Here is an 18,406-nt window from a genome sequence, read left to right on the forward strand (position 1 = left end):
ATTTTTTATTGTGCCGGTTATTGTAAATCTTAGATATGCAACGCCCTGTCTTCGGTAGCTGCCAGACAGGCCTCCTTAAAGGTCTCGGAAAATGTGGGGTGACCGTGTGACATTCTTGCAATATCCTCGGCTGCTGCCCTAAATTCCATCGCTACCACCGCTTCGGTATAACTGTCTGCTATGCGAGGGCCTATCATATGCACGCCCAATATCTCATCGGTTTCCTTATCTGCGATTACCTTGATAAAACCATCCGTATCCATACTTATCTTCGCCCGTGCGTTTGCCTTATAGGGAAAAGAGCCCGTTTTTATACTTCTATTGGACTTCTTCAGTTCTTCTTCCGTCAAACCTACTCCGGCCACCTCAGGCTGGGTGTACACGATATTGGGGATGAGCGAGTAATTGATATGGGGCTTTTGGCCAACAATCCGTTCGGCTACGAAAACGCCTTCTTCACTGGCTTTATGGGCAAGCATTGCCCCTCGAATTACATCCCCAATAGCATACACACCCTTGACGTTGGTTTCGAGGTTCTCATCTACCGTTATCTGTCCTTTCTCATTGGTTTCCACTCCTATATTTTCAAGCCCTAAATTGGCGGTGTATGGCTTTCGGCCAATGGCCATAAGGCAGTAATCGCCATCTAAACCCATTTCTTCTTTACCGGAAAGATTTTCCGCTTTCAATTCTACTTTGTCCTCAGTTGCCGTTGCGTTTGTCACCTTATGTTCCAAATAAAAATCAATTCCCTGTTTTCTTAGGGAACGGTGCAATTGATGTCCCAGTGCGCCATCCATAGTGGCAATGAGGCTATCAAAATATTCTACTATAGAAACCTTTGAACCCAGGCGGGCGAATACGGAACCTATCTCAACACCGATAACGCCTCCGCCAACGACCATTAAATGCTTGGGGATTTCCCGTAGCGCAAGGGCCTCGGTAGAAGAGATGATACGCTTTTTGTCGATTTTAATATTGGGCAATGAAGTGGGTTTGGACCCTGTGGCAATGATGATTTTATCGGTTGCTATGGTTTCCGTTTTATCTTCGCCCTTAATTGCGACCGTGTTTTTGTCCTTAATGGTTCCGTGGCCTTCATAAACGGTAATCTTGTTTTTTTTCATCAGATAATCAACACCATTGATGATTTCCTGTACCACATCCTGAACCCTTTGGTTCATTTTCAGGATATCGACATTGGCTTCTTTAACATCAATCCCAAAATTTTCGAATTGATGCTTGAGTTTGTAATAATGCTCAGAGGCTTCCAACCAGGCTTTTGACGGGATACAGCCCACGTTTAGACAGGTACCGCCCAACGTGCTGTACCTTTCAACAATGGCCACTTTTAGACCCAATTGGGCGCAACGGATGGCACTTACATACCCGCCCGGGCCAGACCCTATAATTATTACATCATATTTTTCCATATTCGTAAATTTTTTAATTAAATAAGGTGGGGGAAACCTTAAGCTGACCATTGGGCGCAAGGGTTCAGTTTTAAGGCACTCCCACCTATTATTTTTTACTACAATTTTTACATACCCCTTTTAATACCAGGTTCACATCGTTTATTTCATAATCGTCCGGCAAGTTTTGTTTCGATATTCTATCCGGCAAGCAAATAGTTTTTCCACAAACGGTGCAATGAAAATGCATATGCAAATCTGAGATGTTTTCATCAGATAGTGCATATTTTGCAACGGCCGTTCCATCATCAATCTGGTGGACTATGTTTTTTTCCTCAAACAACTTCATCGTTCTATAAAACGTGGTTTTATTTGCTGTTTTGTTACTTTTACTTTTTTTGAGAAAGACCTTTTGCATTTCGTTCAGACTATCAGCATAAGTCTTCCTTTTGAGGTATTTATATATTTTTAACCTCATTTCAGTTGGGCGTATCCCTTTGGACAATAATGTTCTTTCCGTTTTTGTCATTTTATATTCTTTCAAAAAACCGGATTCTTCCAAGTCCGGGTCTTCTAATCTTTTTTATAAGCCAAAAGACGTAGCGCATTGGCCACGACTACCAAGGTAGACCCCTCGTGGAATGCCACGGCGATCCCTATGTTTGCCCAGCTCAAAATGGTAGCCGGTATCAGTAGTGCTACAACACCAAGGCTTACCCATAGGTTCTGCTTGATAATGGCCTTTGCCTTTCTGCTCAAGCCAATGGCAAAGGGCAAGGTTTCCAACTTGTCGGCCATAAGTGCAACATCGGCGGTTTCTAAGGCCACATCACTACCTGCGGCACCCATCGCAATACCCACGGTACTGTTTGCCATTGCAGGCGCATCGTTTACACCATCGCCCACCATTGCCACCTTGGATTCTTTTTCTTTTAGCTCTTTAATAGCATCCACCTTTTCTTCCGGCAATAGGCTGCCCCAGGCATCGGTCAATCCTATTTCTTCCGCAACGGCATCGGCTACTTTTTGGTTATCGCCCGTAAGCATAATCATACGTTTAATACCGATTTCCTTTAGTTTTTTGAGGGTTCCCTTGGCGGCTTCACGAGGGGTATCCATTAGGGCGATGATGCCTATATATTCTTCATTCTTCCGAATGAGCATCGTAGTATTTCCCCCACCTTCAAGACCACGGACTTTTGTGGTTACCTCTTCGGAAGGTGTACTTTTATCAAGCCCTTCGTACAGGTCGAGGTTGCCGACATAGATTTTGTCATTACCCAATGATGCTTTTATGCCCTTGCCCAGCACAGCTTCCAAATCGGTCGCATCAGGTATTTCATCACCTTTCAGCCGCTCCTTTCCATCTCTAACTACTGCTTTTGCCAGGGGATGGTCGCTTAGCTTCTCTACGGCCACGGCTATTTTTAAAAGTTCGTTTTCAGATATATCCCCAAGTGGAACCACTTCGGTAAGCTTGGGTTTTCCTTCGGTCAGAGTACCCGTCTTGTCAAAGGCAAGGGCGGTAATAACGCCGAGGTCTTCCAAAGGGCGACCTCCTTTAATAAGCACTCCGCCACGGGCGGCCCTTGCCACGCCACTCAATACGGCACTCGGTGTCGAAATCGCAAGGGCACAGGGACTGGCAGCAACCAATACGGCCATTGCCCTATAAAAACTATCGCTAAAGGGTTCATCGATGACCAAGAAAGCGAAGAGCAGCAGCACGACCAATACCAGTACGGAAGGCACAAAGTATCTTTCAAATTTATCGGTAAGCAACTGGGTAGGCGATTTTTGGGTCTGCGCCTCATTCACCAATTTTACCAATCGGGATAGTGTAGAATCCTTCGCTTCTTTGATAACCTTTATTTCAAGGGTGTTGTTGCCATTAATGGTTCCAGAAAATACGCGGTTTACGTCCTTTATTTCATCAACCTCTGAATAGTCTTTGGCAGTATCCTCCACGGGAACTTTGTCCACCGGTACACTTTCCCCTGTGATAGGGGCCTGGTTGACACTACTTTTACCATCGACCACAACGCCATCGGCAGATATTTTACTGTTTGGTTTGACCACGATGATATCGCCTATACTTAACTTTTCGATACCGACCTCTTCGGTCTTGCCATCTTTTTTTAGCAGGGCGGTTTTTGGTGCTAAATCTGCCAGTGCCGCGATGGACTTTCGAGCCTTCTCCATCGCATAATGTTCAAGGGCGTGCCCCAAACTAAACAGGAACAGTAACAAGGCACCTTCTGCCCATTCGCCCAGAGCAGCGGCACCAATGGCGGCTACCAACATCAAGAAGTCGATTTCAAAACCACCTTTGGCTACAGTCTGTATGGCCTCTTTCGCGGTAAAATAACCTCCAAAAAAGTAGGCGCCTATGTAGAGGGACAAGCTGACCCAATCCGGTATCGAGTCCACGTAGGACAATCCGAAACCTATTCCAAGAAGGGCACCACAAATGATGGCAAAAATAAGTTCGGTGTTCTTGCCGAAAATACCGCCGTGTGCGTGTGCCTCGCCTTCATCCTCTTTGTGGTCGTGTTCTTCACCGTCTTTGTGAACGTGGTCTTCGCTCTCGTCGATGTGTTGCTTTTCTTCCTTGTCCTGAATATGTTCGGATTTTTCTTCACCCTTGGAAACTTTCATTTTTTGTAAATACGTTTCTGTTTCAACCGAAGGTTCAATAATGGTCAACCCTTGTTTTTCTATTTTCTTTTTAATAGCCCCAAATCCTGTGATACCTTTATTAAATTCCACACGTATCATTCCGGAAGCGGAAGCGGAAACTTCGAGAACTCCATCGACCTCCTTGACTGCTTTCTCGATGGTCCGGGCGTGACGGGTGTGGCGTATCCCTTCCACTTCTACCAACTTGTGTCCAAATTTATCAGTGATTTGGGCGCCAGTAGTCTCCGCTAAAGACCGTACCCTATCAAGTGAAATGACATCGGGGTCGTAATGGAAACAGAGTTGCGGGACACCGTCTGCTTTTTCATCGGATACGTGTACATTGTCAATACCTTCACGACCTTTTAGTTTATCGATAAGCCTGTTGACACAGGCATCCTTTTCGTCCGGCACCTGTGGAAGGATTACGGGAATTTTGATTTTTAGTTTTTTCATATCCTTAGTTGTTTTGTATCCAGTTTTTTGCTTGTTCCTTATCCTGAAGGTCAAAATATTTGACTTCTGAACCGATAAAGAAATCAGTAGCTTTAGCGGCCCATTCTTGCCATTTTTTTTCGCCTACAAATGCCATTTTTCCATAATCCGATAGATGTGTAGCATCCACCTTTAAATCTGCCCAAAAGCCTTGTAGGTCATAGCCGTGAAAATCTTTTAGTTCAAAGTAGAAATCCACTTTATGCCCTTTTTCGATGATGTTGTGGATGAGCGGATGGATTTTTTCTATGTCCTTCTTTGTGATTTTACCGTTGACTTTAGCGGCGATTAAGTTTTCTTTTTCTATGTTTAATATCTGTATCATTTTTTCAATTTTATAGGGCTTATATTAATTTAAGTGTACCTCCAAATACTCCAGAGCCTCAGGCATATCCAACTCGCGGGTTCCGTTCCCGGTTCTGATAAAGAAATGCGAACGGTCGCCCAAATTTAAATACACGGGTTTTTGTGATTTGTGAACCCCTACATAACAAATATCCTTTTCTTCAAATTGATAAAAGACCACCTTTGCCAAGGGGCAAAAATGGGTGCCCAAATTGACGGACACCAACTGCATTATATACTGTTCAAACCCGTCCTTCCCCGGTTTCTTTAAAGTACCGTAATCCTGTTCCAGCCCCAGAATACGACCTTCATCATCAACCCCTATAATTAAATGCCCACCTTCGGTATTCATAAACCCTGCGATGGTCTTTGCAACTACCGTTTCCAAGGCTTTGTTTACCTTTCCTTGTCGAAGGTCCCACCGCAAGGTACTTTTGAATTCTACCTCGTGGTTTTCACCTTTGTCCAATAATTCCCTTATAAAAGTAACCCCGACTTTTTCCCTGTTTAGTCGAAATATCGTTTTTCTTGTATAGAACATCAGGGCGAGACTACTGCCCATAATGCCGAATAGGACATTTTTTAGGATTTGGTCTATATCGCTAAATCCTGCGACTTGTCCAAATGCTTTTTTGAACAGATACCACCAATTGCCTGCATCACCACCTTGGTCATATTGGAACAGGGAAATGCCCAATGGCTGTATGAAGATTATACCAACCCCAAATCCTATCGCAGCGGTAATAAGAAGTCCTCGCCTGTTCAGCGCTCCTATATTTTGATTATGTATGCCATTGGGTTGGTTCATTACCAATTTTTATTAGAAAGTTTTTACTACATTTTTCAGATTTTTTATCGGTTTTAGCCTTGTGCTATATACTTCGCTAATTTTATATTACACATCCCACACTTTACCTAAAACGTAGTATAGTTTTTCCGTTTAAATCAATTTTGCTGTTTTAATTATTTTCTTTCTCTATCCATTCTTTGGCCAATTTTTTTTCATCAGGTCCGAAGAATTTTATGTGCGCCCTTGTAAAATGTATCAAAACCTCAGTAAACTGTTCGTGCCATTTTGCGTTTCCTACCAATGCGACCCGCTTTAGTCGTTCCTCATTGGGAAGTTTTAGTTCAATACCTTTCCAATAGGCACTTGCGGTCCACCCCTCAAAATTTTCCATTTCAATATACCAGTACACTTTGTTATGTTCTTGTATGTGGTCTTTTAATTGAGATGTCATATTATCATAATCGGTAGCATCCAGCCTATTCTGAGCTATCATATATACCTTACATTCATTTTTATAAATCGTCATCATTGTTCCTGTTTTTTTTAAATCTAAAAATTTAATCCAAGTCGTCACTGCACTTCTCACAGATACCCTTTGCCACGAGGTTGATATCTTCTGCTACATAGCCTTCGGGAAGGTTTATTGTCGGAATTTTATGCTCTGTCAGACACACGGTTTCACCGCAACTATTGCAATGAAAATGTAAGTGAAGGTCGTTGCCGACCTCACATTCACAATTGTCCTCGCAAAGGGCATATTTAATGATGCCGGTACCATCTTCAATTTGATGCACGATTCCTTTTTCCTCAAATGTTTTCATAGTGCGGAATAGCGTACTTCGTTCCGAGCGTTCAAAATCTTTTTCGAGTTCGCCCAGACTAATGGCCACGTTCAATTGCGCCAACCGTTTATAGGTCATCAGGCGCATTGCCGTAGGGCGAACCCCCTTGCTTTCCAACTTCTTTACGATTTTTTCCATTTGCTATAAGAGGGATTAAAGGTCATACCGCTTCAGGGATTTCCCCGTTTTTATCTGAAATGCATCTTCGATTTCTGACAAATAAATGATGCCATCGCCAGGGTCTGGTGTCTTGCCATTTTTGAGAATGATGTCTATTGCAGATTGTGCTTCTTCGTTCTGGCAGACGAGTTCCAGTTTTACCACAGGACTGTTCGTCACGTGAAAATCGAGTGACGGTTTGGCGCCTTTTGCCTTGAACGCTCCGGTACCTTCTGCCTGTGATAGGGTCATACTTTTAAATCCGTTGTCGGTTAAGGCCTCTATTACTCTTCGTATCCTGTTCGGTTTTACAAATGCTTTTATTTCTTTCATATCATTTATTTTTAATCGATTTTGAACCGAGCCTGTTCTTTAATTTTTAACTAAATAATTAAGACGACAAACAGACTCGGAATCAAAACCTTTGATTGTTATTGAATTAGTGCCCGTGCTCCAGTTCGCCCTTAACCATTTCAGAAGAAAGGGTATAGGCTCCAACAGTGACTACCTTTATATTTTTTGCCATTTCTGAAGGGATATTGATTTCCACAAAACCAAGGTCATTTACGCCCGTACTTACAGGAATCCTTTTAAATTTTACCGTGTTTTCTTCGGTTTCCCCATCCTCATCTACAATGAAAATATAGGATTGTTCGCCTTCTTTGACGATGGCTTCTTCTGGAACAGCATAACCTGATTTTTGTCCTTCCGCAATTCTGCCTTCAACATACATACCGGGAAGCAATTCGCCATTTTTATTATCAATATCCGCGTGCACGTGCAAGGCCTTAGGGTCTTCCTCAAAGGTTTTGCCGATGGAATGTACTTCTGCGGTCAACAATTCATCAGGTTTGGAAGCTACCGTAAAGATTATTTTCTGTCCTTCTTTTACCTTTGGAATATCTTTTTCGTACACTTTAAGGTCTAAATGAATTTTAGAATTATCGCTTACGGCGAACATCTTGGACTGTGGTGCCACATAGTCCCCAAGACTTACCATTACCTCGTCTACGTAGCCTGAAATTGGCGTAGATATAGGTATTGCAGAGTAGATTTCTCCTTGTTCTACCTTGGATGTGTTAATACCCAACAAACGTAGTTTTGACCTTAAACCGTTTACACTTGAGGTAGTGGAACGAAATTTTGACTGTGCCATTTGAAATTCCTTTCCAGAGGAAACACCCTTGTCGAACAATGTCTTTTTTCGCTCAAAATCTTGCTTTAGGAACACGAGTTCATCGTTTTTTTCCTGATATTCCTGTTGCATACTTATAATATCTGGATGTTCAAGATAGGCGAGCACTTCACCCTTACGTACTTTATCTCCCTCTATAACCTTGATGGACCTAACGTTACCACCCATAAACGGGCTGATATTTGCCTTATCCTGAGGAAAAAGTTCGAGCCTTCCGGTAACCTTGATATTGTTGCCAAGATTGCGTTTTTCTAACATTTTGGTCTCAAGACCAACGGTTTGGATTTGGTCGTTGGTGAGCACTACTACGCCTTCCTCTCCTTCTTCTTCATTATGATCACCTTCTTCTTCATTGTGTTCATCGTGTGCATCTTCTTCAGCTTCCATTTTTTCGGCGGTTGTGCTTTCTTCGTTATGTCCCAATTCTGAATCGGGCTTGTCGTTGCAGCCAACCATAAAGAAGGTCATTAATGCTACACTAATTATTGCTATATATTTCATTTCTTATTCTTTTTTAAATTATAGGTTACCCAATTGATATTGCAGCTCAATGGACTGCTGGTTATATTGATTTATAAACTGTAAATGGTTTTGTTTTATCCTGATGGCACTGTTGAGAATAGTGATATAGTTCACATAATCTATTTCACCTTCTTTAGATGCCAGTTCTGCCGTAGTAATTTGCTGCTCGGCCAAAAGCAATGCACCTTCCTGATAGTAATCAAGAGTTTTTTGGGTCTTTTCCAGTGATTTTATGAGCTGCGACACCCTACTTTCGGTCACTGCCTTTTGTTCGAGGTATTGGTTCTCAGCAACCAATGCATCTGCTTTGGCAGCCTTTACCCTTGCTTTCTGTGGAAAGAACCAAAGCGGTATGCTAATGCCGGCTTGATAGGTATTGAAACCCGATACATCATCCACAATCTGTCTTCCGTAGGTTAGGTTGAACTTGGGTAGGAACTGTGCTTTTTCCACACCGACATTGGCTTTGCTTACTTCTGCATTTTGCATAGCATATTGAAGCAAAGGATTATTGGCTGTGGAAGCCGAATCTAAATTGGACAAAAAATCCATCGGTTCATAGTCCAAATTCACAGTTTCTATTTCTTGGTCAATGCCCAAATATTGTTTCAATGCCCTTTTTGCGATTTCTATATCATCATAGGCCTGCTGCCTTAAGACTTGAATCTGCTGATATTCTGAAGAGGCGGCAATAAATTCCAATTTGCCCGTTTCTCCTGTATCGTAACGCAATTCTGCAGCCGTCCTAAAGTTAGCATAAACACTGTCCAACTGTTCCGCAAAACGCAATTGCGCCTTGTTGTAATTGATGCGGTCATAAGCCTGCATCACATTGCGAATCAATTGCTGTTCGTTGACCGCGTAGAACGTTTCGCCCAGTTTAACACGTTCCTTATAGAACTTGGATTTTGAAAAACCTGAAAGTAAATCAATATTTCCTTGCTGTACACCTATGGTAGTTTGTACACCGGGAAGGTCATTACCAAATTCTTCCTTTCCTGTAAATACCTGTGTATTTCCCAAATCGAAGCTGGTACCCTTCATCGCCTGTTCACGTTCAATAAAGGCTTGGCTCTCTTTAAGGGAAGGATAATTTTCCTTGGCCAGAGCGATGGCTTCTTCCAAAGTGAGCACTTGGCTCATCTGGCCGTCCTGTGCATTTGCAGAAGTTGGGGATAAGAAACCTCCTAAACTCAATAATACCACAACCACGGTTGCACTTTTCTTGACGTAACTTGTATCGCCACCATTGCCTTTACGTTCTTTGCGAGCTTCCAGCCAATTATATAGTACTGGAACAACGACCAATGTCAAGAAAGTAGCCGATATTAGTCCACCGATTACTACCGTTGCCAGAGGGCGTTGTACCTCTGCACCTCCCGATGTGGATATGGCCATTGGTATAAAGCCCATAATAGCAGCAGTTGCTGTTAAGAGTATGGGACGTAGCCGCTCGTGTGTGGCCTCATATATTCTGTCTTTTATATTTGTCATACCGCTTTCTTTTAGTTCATTAAATTTATTGATAAGGACAAGTCCGTTTAACACTGCCACCCCAAAGAGCACGATAAATCCGACCCCAGCAGAAATACTAAATGGCATTCCCCTTATCCAAAGGGCAAAAACTCCACCGATTGCTGCCAATGGTACGGCCATATAAATCATTACCGATTGTGAAAAGGAATTGAGGGCGAAGTACAATAGGATAAAAATAAGCGCTAAGGCAATGGGTACAACAATCGTTAATCGGTCTGTTGCTCTTTGCAGGTTTTCAAAGGATCCACCATAGGTCACATAATAACCAGGTGGCAGTTTGACCTCGGCATCCAATTTTTGTTGGATTTCCTCGACCATAGACTTAACATCACGTCCTCGAACGTTTACCCCTACAGAAATACGGCGATAGGTATTATCCCTTGAAATCTGCATAGGCCCAGGCTTATAGCTGATATTTGCAACCTCTTTAAGAGGTACTTGGTTGCCGTTGGGCAAATCGATGTACAGATTTTTCAAGTTGTTGATATCCTGCCTATATTCTTTAGCCAATCGAATGACCACATCGAACCGCTTTTCGCCTTCAAAAATCACACTTGCTTGTTCTCCGGCAAAGGCGGCACTTACATAGTCGTTCAGTTTGTCGATGGTAACCCCATATTGTGCCATTTTTGCACGATTGTATTCCACCGTCATTTGAGGTAACCCACTCGTAGCTTCAACATTTAAATCAGCAGCACCGGGAACGGTTCTTATTACCGCTGCAATTTCCTGTATCTTATCGGCCAGAACGTCGAGGTCTTCCCCGTATAGTTTAATGGCGACATCTTCCCGAACCCCAGTCAAAAGCTCATTAAAACGCAATTCTACGGGTTGGGTAAAGACAAAGTTTACACCAGGAATCACGGCTATTTTTTCCTTGATTTTTTCAATGAGTTCCTCCTTGCTTTCAGCACTCTTCCATTTACTTTTATCCTTTTCAAGGATAATATAACTATCGGCAATATCCATAGGCATAGGGTCTGTAGGTATTTCTGCAACCCCAATACGTGATATCATCGTTTTAACCTCTGGGAATTCACCAATTATATTTTGCAGTTTTTTAGAAGCTTCAATGGATTCGGTAAGGCTACTGCCTGGTTTAATCAATGCTTGCATAGCTATATCGCCCTCATCGAGTTTAGGAATAAACTCTCCTCCCATATTGCTAAAAATGAATCCTGCTATCAATAATAGGCCAACTGCGCCTATTATAATTCCAGCCTTAAAACGAAGAGCGAACGTCAAAAGAGGTTTGTAAGCTCTATTGAGCCCTGACATTATCTTATCACTGAACCTGTCAATTTTATTTTCAAACTTTGCAAACCAATGATTGGGGTTTTTAGCAGGCTTTAAAAACATTGATGAAACCATTGGCACGTAAGTAAGGCACAGAATAATTGCACCTAAAACCGCAAAACCGAAGGTAAATGCCATTGGGCGAAACATCTTTCCTTCTACACCGGTTAAGAATAAAATAGGTGTAAAGACGATAAGAATAATCAACTGTCCAAAAAATGCTGAATTCATCATAGTGCTTGCAGATTCATAGGCAATCTCATCCATTTCAGCCTGTTCAATGACTTTAGTTGATTTTTTCATCCGTTGATGAATATGAAAAACCATACCTTCTACAATGATTACTGCACCGTCAACGATAATACCAAAGTCTATGGCCCCAAGTGACATTAGGTTTGCCCACACCCCAAATTGTTTCATCAAAATAAAAGCGAACAAGAGGGATAATGGAATTACCGATGCGGTAATCAAACCACCACGAAGACTTCCCAATAAAAGAACAAGTACGAATATTACAATTAGAGACCCTTCAATGAGGTTTTTCTCAACAGTACTGGTAGTGCGCGCAATGAGTTCGCTTCTGCTCAAAAATGGTTCTATATAAAGACCTTCGGGTAGGGACTTTTGGATTTCATCAATCCGTTTCTGGACATTTTCGATAACGTTACTTGGACTTTCCCCTTTAAGCATAAGTATCTGACCTCCGACAGACTCGTGGCCATCTTGCGTAAAGGCACCATAGCGTACTTGATTACCATAGCCTACTTTTTCGGCGACATCCCTTATTAAAACAGGGCTTCCGTTTTGTGTGGTTACAACTGTATTTTCTAAATCTTCGAGGCTACGGGCCAGACCTTCACCCCTAATAAAATTGGCCTGATGGTTTTTTTCAATGTAAGCACCACCTGTATTGGCATTGTTCATTTTAAGCGCTTCAAAAACTTGGCTCATAGTAATGCCAAAACTTTTAAGTTTATCGGGGCTTAGTGCTACTTCATATTGCTTTACATATCCTCCAAAAGCGTTGACCTCAACGACACCAGGCACCAATGCCATCTGTCGTTTCACCAACCAATCTTGAACGGAACGCAGTTCCATAGCGTCATATTGGTCTTCATAACCTTCTTTTACTTTTATGGTATATTGGAATATTTCACCCAGACCTGTAGTTATAGGCGCCATAAAGGGGGTTCCAAAACCCTCTGGAATTTCTTCGCTGACCTCAGAGAGCTTTTCTTGTACGAGTTGCCGAGGCAGATACGTACCAGCTTCATCCTTAAAAACGATAGTTACTACGGAAAGCCCAAAACGGGAAACGGAACGAAGCTCAACAACATCAGGTAGATTAGCCATTGCCAACTCCACTGGATAGGTAACAAATTGTTCAATATCTTCTGTTCCAAGATTTGGTGCGGTGGTTATCACCTGTACTTGGTTGTTTGTAATATCGGGTACGGAACCCAAATTTATAGTGGCCATAGACCAAATACCTGTACCAACGAGTGCCACTATAAAGAGTCCAATAATAAATTTATTATTAATGGAAAATGAAATGATTTTGTTAATCATAGAAAATGTATTAATTCAGTTTAAAACTTACGGTGCGAATAGATGCAACGTATTTATAAAGCAATGCCTACTTTGAGAAACATCACGTTAGGATATAGCTATCCTTAAAAAAACTGAATTATACTTGAGGGGGTTGAAAAAGGGATTCCAGATATATGGAATTGAAGTTGACAGTATATGAATTAAACTGCTCTTTATCTTCAAACTTAAATCGATTGATTTGAGCTGTTGCGGTGTTTGCTATAAACACTACAGGATGACAACATTGATGATGAGAATGGGTAGGTATATTCTCCTTGTCTGAATTATTATGATGTCCTTCGCTTTTTGTGTCGTTTTCGATGTAATCTTCTACTATATATTCAAAGAAAGAGTCGCCATAAACTTTATGATCTTGATAATGTGAAATTAAGTTTGAAATTTCTTTGATTGGTCCACATAAGTCCATATCAATACTGATTCCCTGAAAAAAGAGTAAAATAGACATTGATATGGAAAATATTATTTTCATAAAGTTTTACAAATATACAAATTAATCGATGCACAGGTTGTGCAAAGATTGTTCTTCAGTATGTCAACTTAAAAGTTAACAACACTATCTAAAGCATCATCTGCTTCTTTATGGATAAAATTTGCCTGGTAATTCAATGTTGTTTTCAAGTCACTATGCCTATATAATTTTTGTAACATTAAAGGATGAATGGAATCACCAGCAATATTGCCAAAAGTATGTCTTGCGATGTGCATTGTAATCTTCTTGTCTATTTTAGCTTTTTTGGCAATGGATTTTAAGTTATCGTTGAATTTTTTGGTTGCCGTTTTTCTTTTATTATAAATGTCTTTTGCATTATCCAGATTGGCCTTTTTCAATTCAGGGAAAACAAAATCTGTGGCGTGTCTTTTATCATCTTTGTAGAAATCCAAAATACTTAGAACCTTATCTGGAATTTTTAAGGACAGTAGTTTTGAGTTTTTATTCATTCTATAATGAAGCCTATTGTCGTATATGTCTGACCACTTTGTCCAGAGTACATCTGTAACCCTCATTCCTGCAAAATTGAAGCTAAATAACCAAACATTTCTTGTATGAATTTCATTGTAGGTTAGATTGTCTAAAGCTTCAATAGCTCTTACTTCAATAATATTCAACCCTATTTTTGTAGTCTCAGGAAACTTGATTTTAATTTTGTCACCACCGAAAGGATATAGTTCCCTACTGACTATTTTTAGCTTTATAGCTCTATTGAATAATAAGCGGATTAGGACAAGTATATTCATTATTGAAGTCTCAGCAAGGTGGTGCTTAACCTTGAGGTATATCATCAATTTTTTAAGAAATCGTTCATCAATTTCTTGAAATGAAAGCTGTTTAGATTTGTGATATTTTACAATATAACTAATCAATGCGCTGTCCGTAGATAGACGGTTTAACTTTTCTGCAACTTCCAGTTCGTCCAGATGTTCTTCTGCCAATTCAAAGAAAGTTGAGGAATTCCCTGAGGCATAAATTTCTTTTTTAATCTGGTTTGCCGAAGCATCTTTATATTGGGCCTGTAAATCAATAAGCGCCTTATTGGCATCAGAAAGTTGTTGTGATAGCAACTTGTTTAGGCTATCGGCATTTGGATTTGATTTTTTTACTCGAATATTTTTTTCGTCCCATTCCTCTATATCAATATAATGACCAACATATTGATAAGTGGAACGACGGTTTTTTGTAATTCGAATAGCTAATGGATATTGACCTTTGCTATTCGGTTTTTTGCGTAGAACTATTTTTGCATTTGATGACATAATTGACCTGTTTTGAGTACGAAAGTCAAATCAGGTACAACATAGGTACAACATTGTGTTTTTTGCTCAATTTTTGTTGTACACTTTCTATAAAGATACGTCTTTATTAGAACTTTTGGGTACAACATAGGTACAACAAATGCTGAAATCAACTGATATTAAATGACTTTAAAGAAAATGAAAAAACGATTAACTCATTGAAAATGAGTGTTTTTGTGTTTCTTTGGTGCAATATACGCTAGACTTAGGATCTAGTGCCGCAAGGTGTGCAGGTTCGATTCCTGTCATCCGCACTTTCTAATAAAGGACTGCATATCGATGTGGTCCTTTTTTATTCATTCGCTCAAATCCATTACGAATTTGGGGGGTCAAGTTAACTCCATAATTCATTTATAATAAGACTCGCAATTTGATTTAAATAAACATCTGTTATTTTTATATAAACGACTTTCATTTATTTAATTCTTATTAATGTCTTCCTACTTGTGCAACTATTACGTTTCATTCGATATGTTAGACTGTAGCAGCCGACTACTGGAGGTTTCACCAGAAGTATGTGCACGGCAAACTAGCGCTTACAATATGGACTTTATATTTGATCCAAAATAATCCAGAACTCTATGTTGTAATTGTAAATCCAGATCCATTTTGATTACAGAAATGTTTAAGGGAATTTTTGACAACCATTGGTGCGGAAAATAAAGTAGCAAAGATTCTCTATAGCTTTGCAATTTCTGAAAAAAAATAAAAATCCATTGAGTAGAAATTATTGGTAAAATTTAAGGCGCTTTCTCGAATGCATACAATAATATATATGAATGTGACACAACTCATAAGAACCAAAGAGCATTTGACAAATAAAATAAAACCAAAAAGTATACAACATTCGAAAATTTGTATAAGACTAGATGCCAGCTTAGTACTGATCTTTGTATTCAAATAAAATACAAGATGAAAACAACACAATTTGGCAAAAAAGGCTGGATTCCAGAAAGGATAGGGAATTTAAATGGCAAAACATACGTCATAACAGGAACTACAAGCGGCACAGGGTTTGAAGCAGCGAAAATATTGCTATCGAAAGGAGCAAGAGTGGTAATGCTCAATCGAAACCCAAAAAAAGCAGAAGACACCATTGCAACGTTACGACAAGAACTTGGCAATACCATAGATGTATCTAACATCACAATGGACTTGGCAGAACAAGCATCAGTAAAAAAGGCAGCAGCAGAAGTTTTAAAAACGATCCCTCAAATCGATGCGCTTATCTGTAACGCTGCCATTGCGCAAGTACCCAAACAAACGCTTACCGTAGACGGCTGGGAAAGCCAAATGGGTACAAATCACTTCGGAAACTTTACGCTGCAGGCTCTATTGTTCCCGCTGATAGAAAAATCAAAAGGGCGTATCGTTGTGGTAGGCAGTATGGGTTATAATTTAGGAATTAAAACCATACAATTTGACGATCTGAACTGGGATAAGAACTACAGTCCAAATGGTATCTATAGCCAAAGTAAATTAGCCCAGATTATGTGTGTCTACGAATTACAAGACAGACTAAAAGAAGCGGGTAAAACTGAGGTGAAGGCGTATGCCTGTCATCCAGGTGCTTCCAGTACTTCATTGATTAAAACCAGCGGTAGCTTACTAACTCGTTTCATATGGCAACTAATGAAGTTAACACCAATGGTGCAATCGGCTGAAAAAGGTGCGTATCCGCAATTAATGTGTGCTACAGAGCCAAATTTAGATCAAAGCGGTTTTTATGGCCCAACAGGCAAAAACAATTGGACAGGTCCGGTGGGAGCACACACATTAGAATCCCACGCAAAAGATAAAGCTGTAGCTGAAAAGTTGTGGGAAGTATCCGAACAGGCCACAGGTGTGAAGTGGAATTTATAAAAACCAATTTTCAAACTCTTAAAACAAAAAAAATGAATCACATAAAAAATTTAGGAACAGCAGTATTACTCTTAATTTCCCTAGGTGCACTTTCCCAAAATAGAAACTGGACGATTGAAAACTCTAAAGACGGCATAACCACTGTAAAGTACGAATTAATAAAAGAGGATAAAGGAACTCATTTTCATTATATCGCTAAAACTATGGCAAACACATCACTAGATGAACTAGACAGCTATTTTTCTAACACAGCCAATCATAAAAATTTTTTAGAAAGCACCCCGATAACCAAGGAGATAGAAAAAATATCAGAGAATGAATGGTTGGCCTATTACTATTTCGATGCGCCTTGGCCATTACCCAACAGCGACACAGTACTTAACATTAAACGTACAAGACAGGATAATAAACTAATTTTTACTGCCATCGCAACATCCAGTGATTACAAGCAAAAGGATGTAGAAAGAATGTCAGATTACAAGGTAATCTATGAGTTTGAAAGAATTGATGGCGAAACGACAAAAATAACCTATAATGCAGATTATATACCTGTGGGTTCTATTCCAAAATTTTTAATAAAGACTTGGTTTCCCGAAGGTCCTGCAAATATTGTAAGTAATATTGGAGCAATGAAATAATGGTTTCAGATTTTTAATTAGCGCACTTAAATTCAAGATAATAATTATTGATCAATGAGCACTAATAGTTAAATATCAAGTAAATTGAAAAGAAATACAAGTGTAGAACTAAAATGGCGATAGTAAAAAAAATAATGATTGGATTAATTATAATAGTTGTACTAATAAGCTTGGGTACCGTGGCGTTTTTAAATACCGAAAGATTTGGCAAACATCCAGCTGACGAGCGATTGTCGAGAATAAGACAATCTCCCAACTATGTTGCTGGTAGTTTTCAAAATTTAAATGACACCCCAATGCTTACCGAAGGGGTTGGCTATAGCAAGGTTATGTATGAATTTCTTTTTTCCGCAAAGCCTAAAGAACCAACTTTAAAAGTACCTTCGGTTAAAACTAACTTAAAAACACTTGATCCAACTGAAAATGTATTGATCTGGATGGGACATTCTACTTATTTTATGCAGTTAGATGGGAAAAAGATATTGGTAGATCCAGTATTAAGCGGAAATGCGTCACCACTATCGTTCACTACAAAGGCATACAAAGGAACCGATATCTATAATACAGATGACATTCCTGAAATTGATTATCTGTTCCTGTCGCACGACCATTGGGACCATATGGATTATAATACCCTTAAGCAGTTAGATCCTAAAACGAAAAAAGTAATTACTGGGCTTGGAAATGGGGCTCATCTGGAGCGTTGGGGTTACAATCCTACTAAAATTATAGAAGGGGATTGGTACGACACTATACATCTTGACCAAGGATTTGTAGCACACATCACCCCTACCCGTCATTTTTCAGGGAGAGGTTTTAAACGCGCACAGACACTTTGGGCGTCTTTTGTATTAAAAACACCATCGACATCTATTTATATTGGTGGCGATAGTGGTTACGGTACCCATTTTAAGGTCATTGGAGAAAAACATGGACCTTTTGACCTTGCAATTCTTGAAAACGGACAATATGACGAAAAATGGAAATACATACATATGCTACCCGGAGAACAGTTTAAAGCTGCCAACGATTTAAAAGCACAAAGTATTCTACCAGTTCATTCTGGAAAATTTACGCTTGCAAATCACGATTGGGACGAACCCTTAAAGAAGATAACGGCTGAAAACATTCAATCTGAAAAAAAAGTAATCACACCAATGATTGGTGAACAAGTGAACCTAAACGATAGTTTACAACAGTTTACACATTGGTGGGAATCGAAAAATTAAAAG

Annotated in this window: 15 protein-coding genes; 3 read left to right on the top strand and 12 right to left on the bottom strand. The window is 40.0% G+C overall.

Annotation, left to right across the window (positions count from 1 at the left end; translation table 11 throughout):
• Nucleotides 1-29 precede the first annotated feature (29 nt).
• The 12 genes from lpdA to C8D94_RS04410 all read right to left on the bottom strand — a co-directional run bounded on the left by lpdA (nt 30) and on the right by C8D94_RS04410 (nt 14,634).
• Complete coding sequence (lpdA, locus tag C8D94_RS04355) at nt 30-1,433, bottom strand: dihydrolipoyl dehydrogenase (protein WP_115122653.1); 1,404 nt, start codon at nt 1,431-1,433, stop codon at nt 30-32.
• A gap of 88 nt (nt 1,434-1,521) precedes the next feature.
• Nucleotides 1,522-1,941, bottom strand: a complete 420-nt coding sequence (locus C8D94_RS04360; RefSeq protein WP_115123031.1) for a Fur family transcriptional regulator — start codon at nt 1,939-1,941, stop codon at nt 1,522-1,524.
• A 44-nt stretch (nt 1,942-1,985) separates the two neighbouring features.
• The gene (locus C8D94_RS04365; RefSeq protein WP_115123032.1) at nt 1,986-4,547 is read right to left on the bottom strand and encodes a heavy metal translocating P-type ATPase; all 2,562 of its coding nucleotides are present in this window, start codon (nt 4,545-4,547) and stop codon (nt 1,986-1,988) included.
• Between the two features lie 4 nt (nt 4,548-4,551).
• Nucleotides 4,552-4,911 (bottom strand): SpoIIAA family protein, encoded by a 360-nt coding sequence (locus C8D94_RS04370; protein ID WP_115122654.1) that lies wholly within the window; start codon nt 4,909-4,911, stop codon nt 4,552-4,554.
• 24 nt (nt 4,912-4,935) lie between these two features.
• The gene (locus tag C8D94_RS04375) at nt 4,936-5,739 is read right to left on the bottom strand and encodes an AlbA family DNA-binding domain-containing protein (RefSeq protein ID WP_115122655.1); all 804 of its coding nucleotides are present in this window, start codon (nt 5,737-5,739) and stop codon (nt 4,936-4,938) included.
• A 151-nt stretch (nt 5,740-5,890) separates the two neighbouring features.
• The gene (locus C8D94_RS04380; RefSeq protein ID WP_115122656.1) at nt 5,891-6,250 is read right to left on the bottom strand and encodes a SpoIIAA family protein; all 360 of its coding nucleotides are present in this window, start codon (nt 6,248-6,250) and stop codon (nt 5,891-5,893) included.
• A 28-nt stretch (nt 6,251-6,278) separates the two neighbouring features.
• Nucleotides 6,279-6,701: a Fur family transcriptional regulator gene (locus C8D94_RS04385; protein WP_115122657.1), complete on the bottom strand. Its 423-nt coding sequence runs from the start codon at nt 6,699-6,701 to the stop codon at nt 6,279-6,281.
• 15 nt (nt 6,702-6,716) lie between these two features.
• Complete coding sequence (locus C8D94_RS04390; RefSeq protein ID WP_115122658.1) at nt 6,717-7,055, bottom strand: P-II family nitrogen regulator; 339 nt, start codon at nt 7,053-7,055, stop codon at nt 6,717-6,719.
• 106 nt (nt 7,056-7,161) lie between these two features.
• Entirely contained in the window at nt 7,162-8,418 is a 1,257-nt protein-coding gene (locus tag C8D94_RS04395) for an efflux RND transporter periplasmic adaptor subunit (protein WP_115122659.1), read from the bottom strand.
• A gap of 18 nt (nt 8,419-8,436) precedes the next feature.
• Nucleotides 8,437-12,840 carry a CusA/CzcA family heavy metal efflux RND transporter gene (locus tag C8D94_RS04400; protein WP_115122660.1) on the bottom strand — a complete coding sequence of 1,468 codons (4,404 nt, stop codon included), beginning with the start codon at nt 12,838-12,840 and terminating at the stop codon, nt 8,437-8,439.
• A 118-nt stretch (nt 12,841-12,958) separates the two neighbouring features.
• Nucleotides 12,959-13,351 carry a hypothetical protein gene (locus tag C8D94_RS04405; protein WP_245946180.1) on the bottom strand — a complete coding sequence of 131 codons (393 nt, stop codon included), beginning with the start codon at nt 13,349-13,351 and terminating at the stop codon, nt 12,959-12,961.
• A gap of 68 nt (nt 13,352-13,419) precedes the next feature.
• Nucleotides 13,420-14,634 (bottom strand): site-specific integrase, encoded by a 1,215-nt coding sequence (locus C8D94_RS04410; RefSeq protein WP_115122662.1) that lies wholly within the window; start codon nt 14,632-14,634, stop codon nt 13,420-13,422.
• Nucleotides 14,635-15,585: 951 nt separating this feature from the next.
• On the opposite strand from C8D94_RS04410, the gene C8D94_RS04415 reads away from it, so the two are divergent.
• The 3 genes from C8D94_RS04415 to C8D94_RS04425 all read left to right on the top strand — a co-directional run bounded on the left by C8D94_RS04415 (nt 15,586) and on the right by C8D94_RS04425 (nt 18,403).
• Nucleotides 15,586-16,536: an SDR family oxidoreductase gene (locus C8D94_RS04415; protein WP_115122663.1), complete on the top strand. Its 951-nt coding sequence runs from the start codon at nt 15,586-15,588 to the stop codon at nt 16,534-16,536.
• Between the two features lie 32 nt (nt 16,537-16,568).
• Nucleotides 16,569-17,174 (top strand): SRPBCC family protein, encoded by a 606-nt coding sequence (locus C8D94_RS04420; RefSeq protein ID WP_115123033.1) that lies wholly within the window; start codon nt 16,569-16,571, stop codon nt 17,172-17,174.
• 134 nt (nt 17,175-17,308) lie between these two features.
• Nucleotides 17,309-18,403, top strand: a complete 1,095-nt coding sequence (locus C8D94_RS04425) for an MBL fold metallo-hydrolase (RefSeq protein WP_115122664.1) — start codon at nt 17,309-17,311, stop codon at nt 18,401-18,403.
• Nucleotides 18,404-18,406 lie beyond the last annotated feature (3 nt).

The organism is Marinirhabdus gelatinilytica (genome assembly GCF_003353425.1).
In the GTDB taxonomy this organism is placed as follows: domain Bacteria; phylum Bacteroidota; class Bacteroidia; order Flavobacteriales; family Flavobacteriaceae; genus Marinirhabdus; species Marinirhabdus gelatinilytica.